General features: G+C 68.4%; 13 protein-coding genes. 8 read left to right on the top strand and 5 right to left on the bottom strand.

Annotation, left to right across the window (positions count from 1 at the left end):
* Nucleotides 1-348 precede the first annotated feature (348 nt).
* The 4 genes from H0X91_RS13835 (at nucleotide 349) to H0X91_RS13820 (ending at nucleotide 6216) form a co-directional block, all read left to right on the top strand.
* Nucleotides 349-1089: a gluconate 2-dehydrogenase subunit 3 family protein gene (locus H0X91_RS13835; protein WP_006494978.1), complete on the top strand. Its 741-nt coding sequence runs from the start codon at nucleotides 349-351 to the stop codon at nucleotides 1087-1089.
* Nucleotides 1089-2867 (top strand): GMC family oxidoreductase, encoded by a 1779-nt coding sequence (locus tag H0X91_RS13830; protein ID WP_011547848.1) that lies wholly within the window; start codon nucleotides 1089-1091, stop codon nucleotides 2865-2867. The genes H0X91_RS13835 and H0X91_RS13830 overlap by 1 nt, the downstream gene beginning before the upstream one ends.
* Nucleotides 2864-4291 (top strand): cytochrome c, encoded by a 1428-nt coding sequence (locus H0X91_RS13825; RefSeq protein ID WP_060265898.1) that lies wholly within the window; start codon nucleotides 2864-2866, stop codon nucleotides 4289-4291. Before H0X91_RS13830 ends, H0X91_RS13825 begins: the two co-directional genes overlap by 4 nt.
* A gap of 209 nt (nucleotides 4292-4500) precedes the next feature.
* Entirely contained in the window at nucleotides 4501-6216 is a 1716-nt protein-coding gene (locus H0X91_RS13820) for a cation:proton antiporter domain-containing protein (RefSeq protein WP_006493088.1), read from the top strand.
* 70 nt (nucleotides 6217-6286) lie between these two features.
* Here H0X91_RS13820 and H0X91_RS13815 read toward each other — a convergent pair whose 3' ends face one another.
* From H0X91_RS13815 to H0X91_RS13800, 4 genes are all read right to left on the bottom strand, one after another.
* Nucleotides 6287-7051, bottom strand: coding sequence for an SDR family oxidoreductase (locus tag H0X91_RS13815; RefSeq protein ID WP_006483553.1), 765 nt, complete (start codon nucleotides 7049-7051; stop codon nucleotides 6287-6289).
* Between the two features lie 19 nt (nucleotides 7052-7070).
* A complete protein-coding gene (locus tag H0X91_RS13810) occupies nucleotides 7071-8066 on the bottom strand; it encodes an arabinose ABC transporter substrate-binding protein (RefSeq protein WP_058903052.1) in 996 nt (331 codons plus the stop codon).
* Nucleotides 8067-8225: 159 nt separating this feature from the next.
* Nucleotides 8226-10121, bottom strand: a complete 1896-nt coding sequence (locus H0X91_RS13805; protein WP_062885502.1) for a peptidoglycan D,D-transpeptidase FtsI family protein — start codon at nucleotides 10119-10121, stop codon at nucleotides 8226-8228.
* Nucleotides 10122-10535: 414 nt separating this feature from the next.
* Nucleotides 10536-10883, bottom strand: a complete 348-nt coding sequence (locus tag H0X91_RS13800) for a DUF3564 family protein (RefSeq protein ID WP_006483554.1) — start codon at nucleotides 10881-10883, stop codon at nucleotides 10536-10538.
* A 649-nt stretch (nucleotides 10884-11532) separates the two neighbouring features.
* Here H0X91_RS13800 and H0X91_RS13795 point away from each other — a divergent pair.
* Nucleotides 11533-12744, top strand: coding sequence for an SDR family oxidoreductase (locus H0X91_RS13795; protein ID WP_196433092.1), 1212 nt, complete (start codon nucleotides 11533-11535; stop codon nucleotides 12742-12744).
* Nucleotides 12745-12873: 129 nt separating this feature from the next.
* Here H0X91_RS13795 and hpaR read toward each other — a convergent pair whose 3' ends face one another.
* The gene (gene hpaR, locus H0X91_RS13790; protein ID WP_006490704.1) at nucleotides 12874-13314 is read right to left on the bottom strand and encodes a homoprotocatechuate degradation operon regulator HpaR; all 441 of its coding nucleotides are present in this window, start codon (nucleotides 13312-13314) and stop codon (nucleotides 12874-12876) included.
* A 153-nt stretch (nucleotides 13315-13467) separates the two neighbouring features.
* On the opposite strand from hpaR, the gene H0X91_RS13785 reads away from it, so the two are divergent.
* Genes H0X91_RS13785 through hpaE form a run of 3 tightly spaced genes read left to right on the top strand, consistent with a single transcriptional unit; the run spans nucleotide 13468 to nucleotide 16408 of the window.
* Nucleotides 13468-14157 (top strand): fumarylacetoacetate hydrolase family protein, encoded by a 690-nt coding sequence (locus H0X91_RS13785; protein ID WP_062885503.1) that lies wholly within the window; start codon nucleotides 13468-13470, stop codon nucleotides 14155-14157.
* Nucleotides 14154-14918, top strand: a complete 765-nt coding sequence (locus H0X91_RS13780) for a fumarylacetoacetate hydrolase family protein (RefSeq protein WP_034202418.1) — start codon at nucleotides 14154-14156, stop codon at nucleotides 14916-14918. The genes H0X91_RS13785 and H0X91_RS13780 overlap by 4 nt, the downstream gene beginning before the upstream one ends.
* Nucleotides 14919-14944: 26 nt before the next feature.
* Complete coding sequence (gene hpaE / locus H0X91_RS13775) at nucleotides 14945-16408, top strand: 5-carboxymethyl-2-hydroxymuconate semialdehyde dehydrogenase (protein WP_006490715.1); 1464 nt, start codon at nucleotides 14945-14947, stop codon at nucleotides 16406-16408.
* The last annotated feature ends 8 nt before the right edge of the window (nucleotides 16409-16416 follow it).

The following is a 16416-nucleotide window of genomic DNA, read 5'->3' as shown; positions in this document are numbered from 1 at the left end:
CCAGGCCCGGAAAGAGGGTCGTGCACGTTGCGCTTGCCGTCGGCAGGCGCGACGTCTAAGTTGAATAAGGGTCATGGGCGATGACGGAAAGATGCCGGCCGATGCCGGTATTTGTCCGACGATAGGGCCCGCAAAGAGGTCGATCCGCGCAACGCCGCCGGCCCCGGGGCGAGTGCGGCTGCAATGACGGCGCCACCGCGAATCGCGGCCGGGCGCCAGCGTCGAGGTTGTGCGCAACACACGAAAGAACAGGGCGACCGGCCGCTTGCGGCACGGCTGCCGTGCCGGGCACGCGGCATGCGGAATGCGCGCGTCCGAACCCCGATCCCCAACGATCAACATCCGACCATGTCCACGCCACCTGACAAACCCAATTCGCGTCGCCGTTTCCTGCGCACGTCGGTCGCGCTCGTGCCGATCGCGTCGGTCGCCGGCTGCGACCTGCATTCGTCGTCGCCGTCCGCGACGACCGCCGGCAACGCGTCCACTGCGTCGGCCAGCGCCGAACGCGCGCCGTACAAGCCGACCTTTTTCGATGCGAAGGAATGGGCGTTCGTCCAGGCTGCCGTCGACCGGCTGATTCCGGCCGACGCCGAAGGCCCCGGCGCGCTCGAAGCGGGCGTGCCGGAATTCATCGATCGCCAGATGGAGACGCCGTATGCGCACGGCGCGACGTGGTACATGCAGGGGCCGTTCCAGCAGGGCGTGCCCGAGCTCGGCTACCAGTTGAAGCTGGTGCCGCGCGACATCTACCGGCTCGGCATCGCGGCCGTCAACCGCTATTGCGAAAAGGCGCACGGCAAGGCGTTCGCGGATCTCGACGCGCCGACGCGCGACACGGTGCTCGGCGCGCTGGAGAAGGGCGGCGCGCAGATCGACGACGTCCCGCCCGGCGTGTTCCTCGGCCAGTTGCTCCAGAACACGCGCGAAGGCTACTTCTGCGATCCGGTGCATGGCGGCAATCGCGACATGGCCGCGTGGAAGATGATCGGTTTCCCGGGCGCACGCGCGGACTTCATGGATTTCGTCAACCAGAGCGGCAAGCCTTATCCGTACGGCCCCGTCTCGATCAACGGGGAGCGCAGCTGATGGCCGCAGACAAGAAGCCGCACGTCGATGCGGTGATCGTCGGCTTCGGCTGGACCGGCGCGATTCTCGCGAAGGAACTGACCGAAGCGGGCTTGAACGTCGTCGCGCTGGAGCGCGGCGAATATCGCGACACCTATCCGGACGGCGCGTACCCGAACACGATCGACGAGCTGACCTACAACATCCGCAAGAAGCTGTTCCTCGACCTGTCGAAGACGACCGTGTCGATCCGCCACGGCCTGCAGGACACCGCGCTGCCGTACCGGCAGCTCGCCGCGTTCCTGCCGGGCGAAGGCGTCGGCGGCGCGGGGCTGCACTGGTCGGGCGTGCACTTCCGGATCACGCCGGAAGAGCTGCGCCTGCGCAGCCACTATGAAGAGCGCTACGGCAAGAAGTTCATCCCCGAAGGGATGACGATCCAGGATACGGGCGTCACGTACGACGAGCTCGAGCCGCATTTCGATTTCGCCGAGAAGGTGTTCGGCACGTCGGGGCAGGCGTACAAGGTCGGCGGCAAGGTGGTCGGCGACGGCAACGTGTTCGAGGCGAACCGCAGCGACAACTTCCCGCTGCCGGCGCAGCTCAATACGTATTCGGCGCAGCGCTTCTTCGATGCCGCACACTCGCTCGGCCTGCATCCGTACCGGCTGCCGTCGGCGAACACGTCGGGCCCGTACACGAACCCGTACGGCGTGCAGATGGGCCCGTGCAACTTCTGCGGCTACTGCAGCGGCTACGCGTGCTACATGTATTCGAAGGCGTCGCCGAACCTGAACATCCTGCCGGCGCTGAAGCAGGCGCCGAACTTCGAGCTGCGCTCGAAGTGCCACGTGCTGCGCGTCGACCTCGATGACACGAAGAAGCGCGCGACCGGCGTGACCTACGTCGATCCGGCCGGGCGTGAAGTGCACCAGCCGGCCGATCTCGTGATCGTGGCCGCGTTCCAGTATCACAACGTGCACCTGCTGCTGCTGTCGGGCATCGGCAAGCCGTACGATCCGATCTCGGGCGAAGGCGTGGTCGGCCGCAATTTCGCGTACCAGAACCTGTCGACGATCAAGGCGTTCTTCGACAAGGACACCTACACGAACCCGTTCATCGGGGCGGGCGGCAACGGCGTCGCGGTGGACGACTTCAACGCGGACAACTTCGACCACGGCCCGCTCGGCTTCGTCGGCGGCTCGCCGCTGTGGGTGAACCAGGCCGGCGTGAAGCCGATCAGCGGCATCGCCACGCCGCCCGGCACGCCGCAGTGGGGCTCGGCGTGGAAGAAGGCCGTCAAGGACAACTACGCGCACACGATCTCGATGGACGCGCACGGCACCAACATGTCGTACCGCGACGTGTATCTCGATCTCGACCCGACCTATCGCGATTCGTACGGCCAGCCGCTGTTGCGGATGACGTTCGACTGGAAGGACAACGACATCAAGATGGCGCAGTACGTGACCGGGCAGATGAAGAAGATCGCGGAAGCGATGGGGCCGAAGGCGATCGGCGTGTCGACCCGCGAGTTCGGCAAGCACTTCGACTCGCGCCAGTACCAGACGACCCACCTCGTCGGCGGCGCGATCATGGGCACCGACCCGAAGACGAGCGTGCTGAACCGCTACCTGCAGTGCTGGGACGTGCACAACGTGTTCGTGATGGGCGCGTCCGCGCTGCCGCAGGGCATCGGCTACAACCCGACCGGGATCATCGCGGCGCTGGCCTACTGGTCGGCACGTGCGATCCGCGAGCAATACCTGAAAAATCCCGCCCCGCTGGTGACCGTATGAAGAGGACGATGAACCACCACAACGCCGCGCGTCCGGTGTCCCCGCTGCGGCGCGCGCTGGCGATCGGCACGGCCTGGGCGGCATTCGGTCTGGCGGGCGGCGCCGCGTTCGCGCAGCCGGCGTCTACGCCGGCCGCGGCTTCGGGCGCGGCGGCTGCGCCTGTCGCCCAGTCCGCCGACGCGGCGCTCGTGAAGCGCGGCGAATACCTCGCCCGCGCGGGCGACTGCATCGCCTGCCACACCGCGAACGGCGGCAAGCCGTTCGCCGGCGGCCTGAAGTTCGACACGCCGATCGGCGGCATCTACTCGACGAACATCACGCCGGACCCGAAGACGGGCCTCGGGGGCTGGACCTATGAGGACTTCACCCGCGCGGTGCGCGAAGGCGTGCGCAAGAACGGCGACACGATGTATCCGGCGATGCCGTTCCCGTCGTATTCGCGCCTGACCGACGACGACATGAAGGCGCTGTACGCGTACTTCATGCACGGCGTCGCGCCGGTCGAGCACGAGAACCGCAAGGTGGACATCGTGTGGCCACTGTCGATGCGCTGGCCGCTCGGCATCTGGCGCAAGCTGTTCGCGCCGGCGCCGAAGCCGTTCGACGCGGCGCCGTACACCGACCCGGTGGTCGCCCGCGGCGCGTATCTGGTGCAGGGGCTCGGCCATTGCGGCGCATGCCACACGCCGCGCGCGCCGACGATGCAGGAGCGCGGGCTGACCGACGCGGACGGCCTCGACTTCCTGGCCGGCGGCGCGGCGATCGACGGCTGGGTGCCGACCAGCCTGCGCGGCGAGCCGCGCACGGGCCTCGGCACGTGGAACGAAACCGAGATCGTGCAGTTCCTGAAGACCGGCCGCACGCTGCGCACGGCCGCGTTCGGCGGGATGACGGACGTGGTCGGCCACAGCATGCAGCACATGACCGACGACGACCTGAACGCGATCGCACGCTACCTGAAGACGTTGCCGCCGCGCGTGCAGGGCGAGCAGCCGCACGTGTACGACGCGGCCGCCGCGAAGGCGCTGCAGACCGGCGACGCGAGCAAGCCGGGCGCGGCCGTCTATCGCGACAACTGCATGGCCTGCCACCGCAGCGACGGCCACGGCTACACGCGCGTGTTCCCGGCGCTCGCCGGCAACCCGGTCGTGCAGGGCGACGATCCGACCTCGCTGATCCACGTCGTGCTGGAAGGCAGCGCGCTGCAGGGCACGCGCACCGCGCCGTCGACCTTCACGATGCCGCCGTTCGGCTGGCGCCTGTCGGACCAGGAAGTCGCGGACGTGTCGAACTTCGTGCGCACGAGCTGGGGCAACACGGGCGCGCCGGTGACGGCCGCGCAGGTCGCGAAGGTGCGCAAGAGCGTGCCGTCGACGCGGCCCGAGCCGCCGCCGGGCGCGCGGTTCCCGCAAGCGTCGCGCTGACGGGAGCGGCGGGGCGCTCGCCCCGCCTGTCGCGCGGTCCACGTCGACGTGCGACCGGGCCCGCCATGCCTTTCACTTCGCCGGGGTCGCGCCCCGCCAACCGGCGCCGCCGCGTGAAATTTTCGCGGCTGCGCGCCATTCTTCCGCCTCATCCCTTATCCTTTCACTCTTGAACCTTACTAAATAGTTACAAGAGCTTGGGAGGGGGGATGCCTCATGACGTCAGCCTGATTGCGTTGCTCGCGGCCGGTTTCGGTCTCGCGATGATCTTCGGTTACCTCGCGTCGCTGCTGAAAATGCCGCCGCTCGTCGGCTATCTGCTTGCCGGGATCGTGATCGGCCCCGGCACGCCCGGTTTCGTCGGCGATCTGTCGCTCGCGCAGCAGCTCGCGGAAGTCGGCGTGATGCTGCTGATGTTCGGCGTCGGCCTGCATTTTTCGCTCGGCGATCTCCTCGCGGTGCGCAAGATCGCGCTGCCGGGCGCCATCGTGCAGATCACCGTCGCGACGCTGCTCGGCGGCGGGCTCGCGCTCACCTGGGGCTGGAGCCTCGGTGCGGCGCTGGTGTTCGGGCTGGCGCTGTCGGTCGCGAGCACCGTCGTGCTGCTGCGCGCGCTCGAGGGACGCGGGCTCGTCGAAACGGTCAACGGGCGTATCGCGGTGGGCTGGCTGGTCGTCGAGGATCTCGTGATGGTGCTCGTGCTGGTGCTGCTGCCGCCGGTGGCGGGACTGCTCGGCGGCACGCCGCCCGGTGACGCGCACGCGGCCGGCGGCAGCGTGTGGAGCACGCTCGGCGTCACGATGCTGAAGGTCGCCGCGTTCATCGCGCTGATGCTGGTGGTCGGCAAGCGCGTGTTCCCGCGCATTCTGTGGCTCGTCGCGCGCACGGGCTCGCGCGAGCTGTTCACGCTTTGCATGATTGCGGCGGCGGTCGGCATCGCGTTCGGCGCGGCGAAGCTGTTCGACGTGTCGTTCGCGCTCGGCGCGTTCTTCGCCGGGATGATGATGCGCGAGTCGGAATTCAGCCGGCGCGCGGCCGACGAGACGCTGCCGCTGCGCGACGCGTTCTCGGTGCTGTTCTTCATCTCGGTCGGCATGCTGTTCGACCCGAAAGTATTGCTCGACGAGCCGCTGCACGTGATCGAGGTCGCGGCGATCGTGCTGATCGGCAAGACGGTCGCGGCCGTCGCGCTCGTGATCGCATTCCGCTATCCGCTGAACACCGCGCTGACCGTCGGCGCGGGCCTCGCGCAGATCGGCGAATTCTCGTTCATCCTCGCGGGGCTCGGCCGTGCGCTCGGGCTGCTGTCGGCCGAAGGGCAGAGCCTGATTCTCGCGGTCGCGCTGATCTCGATCGCGATGAACACGCTGCTGTTCGCGATGATCGATCCGGCGCTCGCGTGGATTCGCAAGCATTCGGCGTTCGCGCGCAAGCTCGAGGCGCGCGACGATCCGCTCGCCGCGCTGCCGATGTCGACGCCGCAGACGCACCTGACCGGGCAGGTCGTGATCGTCGGCTACGGCAAGGTCGGCACGCGGATCGCGCATGCGCTGGACGAGCGGGGGATCGCGTATGTCGTCGTCGAGCAGAATCGCGAGCTCGTCGAGAAGCTGCGCGCGGACGGCATCGCGGCCGTGTCGGGCGACGCGATCGAGCCGATCGTGCTGGTGCAGGCGCATATCGCCCGCGCCGGGATGCTGGTCGTCACGCTGCCCGACGTGTTCGACGTGCGGCAGATCGTCGAGATTTCGCGCACGCTCAACCCGACGCTCGAAGTCGTGCTGTGCACGAACAGTAGCGACGAGGCCGCGCTGCTGTCGAACGAGGGGATCGGCACCGTGTTCATGGGCGAGACCGAACTCGCGCGCGGGATGACCGAGCACGTGCTCGGCCGGATGGCGAAGCCGGTCGCGGCCGCGCATTGACGGCGCGCGGCATCGCGCACCGGGCAGCGCACGGCGGCGCGGGCGGCCGCCGGCGCTGCCGGCTTCAGTCTCAGTAGAACGTCTCGAGTGTCAGTTCCTGCGCCATCACGCGATTGCCGGCCAGCAGGCCGCCGTCGACCGGCAGCGCGACACCAGTGATGATCCGCGCGGCCGGCGAGCACAGGAACAGCGCCGCCTGCGCGACGTCGTCGGGCGTCGCGAAATCGTCGAGCGGATACCATTTCCTCAATTGCTCGAATACCTGCGGGTTGCGCTGCACGCGCGCTTCCCACGCGGGTGTCTTGACCGTGCCGGGCAACACGATGTTCGCGCGCACGCCGTCGCGGCCGTATTCGATCGCGAGCGACTTCGTGTAGCTGATCAGCCCGGCCTTCGCCGCGCTGTAGGCCGGATGCCCGAGCGCATGCACGCCGTTGACCGAACCGATGATCGCGATCGCGCCGCGCCCGCGGGCGCGCATGCCGGGCAGCACGGCTTCCACGCTCACGTAGGTGGCGGTCAGGTTCGCATCGAGATCGGTGCGCCAGCTTGCGGGCGTCGTGTCGCGCAGCGTGGTTGAGGCGGCCGTGCCCGCGTTCGCGACCAGCACGTCGACTTCCGGATGCGATTCGAGCATCGAGCACAGGCGCTCGGCGTCGGTGAGATCGTCGACGACCGGCGTCGCGCGCCCATCGGCGAGCGTCCCGATGAAGCGGTCGAGCGCCGCGCGGTCGCGATCGAGCGCGAGCACGCGGTCGCCGGCTGCGAGGAAGGTGCGGCACAGCGCCTGGCCGATGCCGCCGGCGGCGCCCGTCACGAGGGTGGTGCGTGTCATGTCGGCTCCTGGTGCGGGTTCACAGGCCGAGCGCGGCGCGCGCCTGCTTCTCGTTGTCGCGCGTGATCAGCGTGCCGGACGTCAGCACGAGCGGCGGCGGCGCCTGGTTCTTCGTGATCCAGTCGTACATGTTGATGCTCGTCTGGTAGCCGTGCTGGCGCGGATTCAGCAGGATCGAACCGTAGAAGCCCGTCGGCTTCGGCTTCGCGAACTCGTTGAGCGCGATCTGGCTGCCGTTGATGCCGACCGCGACCATCGCATCCGCGCCGATGCCGCGCCCCTCGGCGGCGCGCACCGCGCCGACCGTCGTGTCGTCGTTCGAGCCGAACGCGACCCAGCGCTTGAAGTTCGCATGCTTGGTGAGCGCGATGTTCGCCGCGTTGAACGCGCCTTCGGTGTCGGCCGTCATCTCGGGCGCGTCGATCACGTTCGCGGCCGGAAAGCCGGCGGCCTTCAGCGCGTCGACCGCGCCGGTCGTGCGCTCGCGCGCGGTCGGCAACTGGTCGTACGCGAGCCGGATGATGCCGACTTCGGCCGGATTCCAGCCGCGCCGCTTCGTCTCGTCCGCGATCGCCTGGCCGACCTGCTGGCCGATCTTGTAAGCGGAGATGCCCATGTGCGGCACGCCCGGGAGCGGCGCGCCGTGGCCGTCGACGAGCTGGTCGTCGACCGACATCAGCTTGATCCCCGCGCGCCTGGCTTTCGCCGCGATGCCGGGGCCGAGCTTCACGTCGGGCGCGCAGATGATCACGCCTTGCGCCTTTTGCGCGGCGAGGCTGTCGAGCGCAGTCGACACCTTCTCGCCGCTCGGCGCCGCGATCCTGATCAACGTGAAGTGCTGTTCCTTCGCGGCCTGTTCGGCGAAGCGCCATTCGTCCTGGAACCACGGATCGTCCGGCTGTTTGACGAGGAAGCCGATCTTCACGTCGGCGGCATCGGCCGCCCGGGCCGGGGCGCCGCCCAGCAGCGTGACGCTCACGGTGGCCAGCACGAGCGTTTTCCAGGGGAATCGCATGCGTCTCTCTCCGTTGTTGTAGTCGGGCGCGCAGGCAAGGCCGCCTGCGGCGCGCAAAAATTGTAGGAGGACGCGGCGGGAACGCTCAAATGATGCGGTGCGTTCCTAGAGAGTGGGATGGGGCGGGGCGATGCGGACCCGGCATCGCCCGTGGCTTCGTCAGCCGGCGGCGGCCGGCTTCGCGGGCGCGGGGGGGCCGGCTTGCGCGGTGGTCCTGGGCGACGCCGACGGTTTCTGCGTGACGGTCGTCGTCGCTGTCGCCGCTTTCAGCGCGGCGACCGTCTTCTGCGGCGCGGCGGCCTTCGCCGGCGCGTTCTTCTCCGCTTCGACCGGCGCGTCGGGCGGCACGCCGAGCAGCTGCAGCGAGCCGCTCGTGACCGACGCGAACACCGGGCCGGCCACCGTGCCGCCGTAGTAACCCTTGCCGCGCGGCTCGTCGATCATCACCGCGACGATCAGGCGCGGGTTGCTCATCGGCGCCATCCCCGCGAACAGCGCGCGGTACTTGCCCTTCGCGTAGCTCGCGCCGACCTGCTTGCGCGCGGTCCCGGTCTTGCCGCCGATCCGGTAGCCGTCGACGCGCGCGCGGCGCCCCGTGCCGCCTTCGCCGACCGCCATCTCGAGCATCGAGCGGATCGCGGCGGCGGTTTGCGGCGACGTCACGCGGTGGCCGCGGTGCGCGTCGATCGTCTGCTGATCGGTGCCGTTCTTCAGCAGCGACACCGGGTGCAGCGTGCCGTCGCCCGCATAGGCGGTGTAGGTCTGCGCGATCTGCAGCAGCGACATCGACAGCCCGTAGCCGTACGCCATCGTCGCCTGCTCGATCGGCCGCCAGCGCTTGTAGCCGCGCAGCCGGCCCGACGCGACGCCCGGGAACGTCAGCTCCGGCGCGCGGCCGATCCCGTACTCCTGGTATTTGTTCCAGATCGTTTCGGCGGGCAGGTTCAGCGCCAGTTTCGCGAGCGCGACGTTGCTCGACTTCTGCAGCGCCTGCGATACCGTCAGCGACCCGTGGTTCGACGTGTCGTGGATCACCGCCGGGCCGATCTTGTAGGTGCCCGGCGACGTGTTGATGATCGTGTTCGGCGTGACCTTGCGCTCGTCGATCGACAGCGCGACGACGAGCGGCTTGATCGTCGAGCCCGGTTCGAACGTGTCGATCACCGCGCGGTTGCGCAGTTGCTGGCCGGTGAGGCGGGCGCGGTCGTTCGGATCGAAGGTCGGGTAGTTCGCGAGCGCGAGGATCTCGCCGTTCTGCGCGTCGAGCACGACGACGCTGCCGGCTACCGCGTTGTTCTCGATCACGGCCGCCTTGAGCTGGCTGAAGGCGAGCTGCTGGATGCGGCGGTCGATCGTCAGCTCGATCGTCGCGCCGTGCTGCGCGGGGACGAGCGGGCGCGTGTCCGACACGATGCGGCCGAGCCGGTCGCGAATCACCTCGCGCTGGCCGGACGTGCCTTGCAGGCGCGCGTTGGCCGCGAGCTCGACGCCTTCCTGGCCCTTGTCCTCGACGTTCGTGAAGCCGACCACGTGTGCGGCCGATTCGCCTTCCGGATAGAAGCGCTTCGAATCGGCGATCTGCGTGATGCCGTCGATCGCGAGCTTGTCGAGCCGGCTCGCGGTATCCGCGTCGACCTGCCGCTTGAGCAGCACGAACGTCTTGTCGTTGCCGAGACGCCGCTTCACCTCGACGAGCGGCATGTCGAGCAGCTTCGCGATCTGCGGGTAATCGGTGTCGGCGACCTGTTTCGGGTTCGCCCAGATTTCATAGGTCGACAGGCTGACCGCGAGCATCGCGCCGTTGCGGTCGACGATGCGCCCGCGCATCGCGTCGAGCTCGATCGTGCGCTGATAACGCTTCTGGCCCTGGCCGACGTAGAAATCCTGGTTCGCGACCTGCACCCAGAAAGCGCGCGCGATCAGCGCGGCGAACGCGAGGAACACGACGACCACGATCAGCCGCGAGCGCCACATCGGCAGGCGCGACGCGAGCATCGGATTCTTGGTCGCCGCTGCGTACGGATCGGCAGGGTGGGTCTTCTTTTTTACGCTCATGCAATGGCCGGGTCGGGCCGCCGGGCGGCGGCGGGTCAGTCTGAATAATGCGATTGTAATAAATGAGTAAACACCGTGTGGGGAAAGTATGTTCCGGCCCCGCAAAAAGGAGAATGGCAGGCGATCGGGAACACGGCGGAAAAGGGAGGAAGGCGGGGTCGGGCAGGCATTCGCGGCGGCTGCACAGGACGAAACACGCACGAGCGTCGCATGCCGATCCGAGCGTGCGGTCTTCGCCGCCGCTCGATCGCGAGCGTCCCGGCGCGCGATCAATTGCCCGCACCCCGGTTATTTCTTTAATCCAGAAAATGAAAAGCGCCTCGAACCGAGGCGCCATTCATGCTGAATATCGAAATGAATATCACCGATACCGGAATAAACCCGAAAACCGCAGACGATTCATGTCAATAATACCTATCGGGCAACGGAAATAAATTCCCGATATTCCGGCTGGGTGGTGCAGGTATCGACCGCCTGCAGCCGCCACGCGCCGTCGGGATGTTCGCCGGCGAGCACCGCGGGCCCTTGTTCACGCCGCGTCGCATCGAACGACAACCCCTTCAACTGACAGACGGCATTGCCGCTGTCGGCCGCGCAGAGCGCCATCGCGCCCTCGACGTCGCGGACCTTGCCCCAGGTCGGAAGGTCGATGCCCTGATGTGCCTCGCGCGACCACAGCCCCTCGTCGGTATCGACCCACAGTACCGCGAAGGAATGCCGGGTTGCCGATTCGCTGCCATTAATCCGAATGGTGAGGCGCATTGCATCGTCTCCTGAAAAAAATGACACATTCGACCGTTTGGACTTGAACAGTCTAGATAGACTGGTGTGAAACGCAAGTGATAATCCGCAATAAATCCGTATTGGGTCTATTTCGGTTTCAGATGAAACGACGTCTGACGATTCATGGTCATTCCCGAGGCGTCAGCACACGCGGGGGACACCGGCGATCGCGATGTCCATGCGAAGACGCGCGGCGGTCCAGACATGGGATGACAATGCCGCCGGCCGCGTCGATCGGTCGCGCGCCGGCCGCCGCCGAAACCGCCGCGGGAGTGCGATCCGGCACCGCCCGGACGCCGCCCGAGCGAACGTTTCAGCGTGTTGACGCGGCGGCCGGCACGACACACTCCGACAATCGCGTACAAATCGGCACACTTTCACGAAACTTTCGGGACAGACTTGCATGCGTTCGGGCCCCACACTGGGACCTTCCCGATCCTGTGCCGCGGACGCCCGTCCGCGCCGGCTGCCGCCACCTCGTGCCAGAGCGCGATCGACGCGATCGCAGGCCGCACGCCCGATCGGGAGCCGCCGGGGCGCGCGTCAGCCCCGGCCCGGCCGGTGAGCCGTGCGCCGCCCGCAACCGCGGGCACCGCGCCGCCCGGCCGACTCTTCGAAGGAGACTATCGTGCTGATCTGGAAAACCGCGTTGTCGCTCAACTGGCGGACGAGCCTCGTGTCGCCGGCCAGCGCACCGGTCGCGGCGGCGAACGTCGGACGGCTGGTGCTGACCGGCGCCACCGGCTTCATCGGCAGTACCGTGCTGACGGCGCTCGTCAATGCAGGGCTGCTCGAACGCATCGTCTGCGTCGTGCGTGCGCAGGACCGCGGCCATGCGGTCGCGCGGCTGCGTGAAGCGGCGTTGCGCGCGGGGCTTGCGCCGTACTGGGCGTCGCGCCTGACCGATGCGAACGTGATCGTCGGCGCGCTCGGCGACGTGTGGCACGGCGCCGATGCACCGCGTCTGGCCGGCGCGACGCACGTGATTCACTGCGCGGGCCACGCGTCGCCGGCCGACGGCGCGCATCTGCGGGCCGACATCGCCGATGCGGTGCACTTTGCCGAACGCTTTGCGCGCGCGCCGCGCCTGCAGCGCTTCGTGTACGTCGGCACGGCCTACGCGCATGCGGGCCGCGGCGGAATCGTGCAGGAGGAGGCGGAGCGCGACGCGGGGAACGACGCCGCGCCGGGCGACGACGGGCTGCCGGGCGCGGTGCTCGCGGCCGACTACCTGCACGCGAAGGCGGAAACGGAGCAGCGCCTGCGCGCGCTCGGACTGCCGCTCGTCGTCGTGCGGCCGTCGCATGTGGTCGGCCACACGGTGCTCGGGACGCGGCCCGCGCCGAATTCGTTCTGGATGTTCCGGCTCGCGCACGCGGCGCGCCGCTTCACCGCGCGGCCGATGACGCGCATCGACATCGTGTCGGTGGACGACGTGGCGCGCGCGACGATGCTGCTGGCCGTCAAGCCGACGCTCGCGCACGACGTCTATCACGTGTCGGCCGGCGACGAGGCGCCGCAGGTCGCGCAGATCGTGCGCGCGATGGACGAGGCGACGGGGATGAGCGGGGCGCCGCGCTACGCGGCGTGCGCGCCGGCCGAGCTGCCGCTCGTGGTGCGCGACGTGCTCGGGCGCCCCGATCCGGCGCTCGAGCGCGTGATCGGCCGGGCGCTGCAGCGCTGCGGGGAATTCGCGACGGTCGATCGCGTGTTCGACAATCGCCGCGTGCGCGACGAAATCGATTTCGAGCCGTTGCCGTTCATCGATTACGTCGAGGAGTGCATGCGCACGTCGCGCGGCGTGGCCGTGACCGAGCTGATGCGCGGCGCGATCCATTAGGGCCCGTTCACGCGAACGACGCACGTTTCCCTGTCTGGAAAAGTGCATTCGTGGGGCCGGCGCAAGCCCGTTCGACCGCCCGCGCCACACCGGCGCCCGTTCCTGCCGATCGCGGCGCGGGCGCCGTTTTTACGCGTGGCTGCCGAGCTCGATGAGCCGGTCGAGCGCGCGATAGATGTCTTCGAGGCCGTCCTGGCCGAACCGCGACTCGAGCTGACGATATTGCTCGTCGATGCGCGGACCGATTTCCGTCACCAGTTTCCTGCTTTGCGGCGTCAGGCTGACCAGCAGCCGGCGCTGATCCTCCTGCGCACGCGTGCGCGTGATCAGGCCGTCGCGCTCCATCCGTTCCAGCACGCCGGTCAGACTCGGGCTCAGGATGCAGCAGCGTTTCGCGATCTGACCGGCTTCGAGCGCCTGCGCCGGTTCGCCGTCGAGCACGCGGATGATCCGCCATTGCTGTTCGGTCAGCGAGAATTCCTTGAGAATGGGGCGAAACAAACCCATCAGCGTTTCGCGAGCCTCGAGCAGCAGCATGGCCAGGTTGCGATGGTCGAGCGTACGGTTCATCGGGGGAGAGCAGAGGACGGGGACGCATCAATCTTAACAGCCGAAGCTGATGAATTTCGCCTATCAGGGTAATCGAGGTTGCCAGCGCACGATTGTTTACTTAAGATATTAACTATTGACGATGCGCCGCGACGCGCGGCAGGGGAATGACGCATGGAGCTGTCTTGCACGACCGCCGCGGCGCCGCCGTTGCCGGTCGCCATCGGTACCGTCTACGGGGCGCTGCTCAACGAGCGCGCGGCGCTCGACGCGCTCGGCGACGCCGTGAATGCGCCGCCTTACGGCCGCCCGCCGCAGGCGCCGATCCTGTACATCAAATCCGCCAACACGCATGCGGCCGACGGCGCCGCCGTCGTCGTGCCGGCCGGCGTCGATGCGCTGGAGATCGGCGCGTCGGTGGCCGTCGTGTTCGCCCGGCGCGCGACGCGCGTGGCGGCCGCGCAGGCGCTCGACTACGTGCACGGCTTCACGCTCGCGAGCGACGTGTCGGTGCTGCATCCCGACTACTACCGGCCGGCCGTGCGCTTCAAGTGCCGTGACGGTTTCTGCCCGCTCGGCCCGGCGATCGTGCCGGCCGCCGCGCTCGCCGACGTCGACGCGATCGGCCTGACGGTGCGGATCGACGGCGAGGTGGCCGCGTCCGCGTCGACCGCGACGCTGATTCGCCCGGTGCGCGCGCTGATCGCCGACGTGACGGCGTTCATGTCGTTCGACGCGGGCGACGTGCTGTTGCTCGGCGTCGCGGGCGGCGCACCGCATGCCCGCGCGGGCAGCACGATCGAGATCGCCGCGGCCGGCATCGGCACGTTGCGGCATACGCTGATGGCGGAGGGAGCACGATGAAGACGGCGCGCGTGATCTACAACGGCGCACTGCATGCGGCCGAACCGGCAGGCGACGGCGCGATCCGCCTGGATACGGGGCGGGTGGTGGCCGAGGACGCGGTGGCGTGGTTGCCGCCCGTCGCGCCGCGCACGACCTTCGCGCTCGGCCTGAACTACGCCGACCACGCGAAGGAACTCGCGTTCAACGCACCGACCGAGCCGCTGATTTTCCTGAAGGGGCCGAACACGTTCGTCGGCCACCGGTCGCTCACCGTGCGCCCGGCGGACGCCACGCACATGCATTACGAGTGCGAGCTGGCCGTCGTGATCGGCCGCCCGGCGCGCCGCGTGAGCCGCGCGCAGGCGATCGACTACGTGGCCGGCTATACGGTCGCGAACGACTACGCGATCCGCGACTATCTCGAAAACTACTACCGCCCGAACCTGCGCGTGAAGAACCGCGACACCTGCACGCCGCTCGGGCCGTGGTTCGTCAGCCGCGACGAGATCGGCGACGCGGGCGACCTGATGCTGCGCACGACGGTGAACGGCCGGGAGACGCAGCGCGGCAGCACGCGCGACATGGTGTTCGACGTGCCGGCGCTGATCGAGCACATCAGCAGCTTCATGACGCTTTCGCCGGGCGACCTGATCCTGACCGGCACGCCCGAGGGGCTGGCGGACACGCAGCCCGGCGACGAAGTCGTGACCGAAATCGAAGGGATCGGCCGGCTCGTGAACACGATCGTCGGCGAAGCGGACTACTATCGCGCCGGCTGAGGCCGTCGCCCAAGGAAGGAGAGCACATGACCATCAAGCACTGGATCGGCGGCCGCGAAGTGGAGAGCCGCGAAACCTTCACGACGCTGAACCCGGCGACGGGTGAAGTCATCACCGACGTCGCGTCGGGCGGCGAGACCGAGGTCGACGCGGCCGTGCGCGCCGCGAAGGAAGCGTTCCCGAAATGGGCGAACACGCCGGCCAAGGAGCGCGCAAAGCTGATGCGCAAGCTCGGCGAACTGATCGAGAAGAACGTGCCGATGCTCGCCGCGCTGGAGACGCAGGATACCGGCCTGCCGATCGCGCAGACGAGCAAGCAGCTGATTCCGCGCGCGTCCGAGAACTTCAACTTCTTCGCGGAAGTGTGCGTGCAGATGAACGGGCGCACCTATCCGGTCGACGACCAGATGCTCAACTACACGCTGTACCAGCCGGTCGGCGTATGTGCGCTGGTGTCGCCGTGGAACGTGCCGTTCATGACGGCCACGTGGAAGACGGCGCCGTGCCTCGCGCTCGGCAACACGGCCGTGCTGAAGATGTCGGAGCTGTCGCCGCTGACGGCCGACCAGCTCGGCCGGCTCGCACTCGAAGCCGGCATCCCGCCCGGCGTGCTGAACGTCGTGCAGGGTTACGGCGCGACGGCCGGCGATGCGCTCGTGCGGCATCCGGACGTGCGCGCGGTGTCGTTTACCGGCGGCACGGTCACCGGCAAGCGGATCATGGAACGCGCGGGCCTCAAGAAGTATTCGATGGAGCTCGGCGGCAAGTCGCCGGTGCTCATTTTCGACGACGCCGATTTCGATCGCGCGCTCGACGCGTCGCTGTTCACGATCTTCTCGATCAACGGCGAACGCTGCACCGCCGGCTCGCGGATCTTCGTGCAACGCACGATCTACGACCGCTTCGTGCAGGAATTCGCGCGCCGCGCGAACAACCTGGTGGTCGGCGATCCGGCCGATCCGGGCACGAATCTCGGCGCGATGATCACGCGCCAGCACTGGGAAAAGGTGACGGGCTACATCCGCATCGGCGAGCAGGAAGGTGCGCGCGTGGTCGCCGGCGGCGCGGACAAGCCGGCCGGGCTGCCCGACCATCTGCGCAACGGCAACTTCGTGCGGCCGACCGTGTTCGCCGACGTCGACAACCGGATGCGCATCGCGCAGGAGGAGATCTTCGGGCCGGTCGCGTGCATCATCCCGTTCGACGACGAAGACGACGGGCTGCGGCTTGCGAACGACACGGCGTACGGCCTCGCGTCGTACATCTGGACGCAGGACGTCGGCAAGGTGCATCGCCTCGCGCGCGGCATCGAGGCCGGGATGGTGTTCGTCAACAGCCAGAACGTGCGCGACCTGCGCCAGCCGTTCGGCGGCGTGAAGGAATCGGGTACCGGGCGCGAGGGCGGCGAGTACAGTTTCGAGGTGTTCGCGGAGATCAAGAACGTGTGCATTTCGATGGGTTCGCATCACGTCCCGCGCTGGGGCGTGTGACGGGCGCA

The sequence above is a fragment of the Burkholderia sp. 9777_1386 genome, assembly GCF_015712265.1.
GTDB lineage: Bacteria > Pseudomonadota > Gammaproteobacteria > Burkholderiales > Burkholderiaceae > Burkholderia > Burkholderia cenocepacia.
Note: the sequence above shows the minus strand (reverse complement) of the source record. Positions and strands in the feature narration are given on the sequence as shown.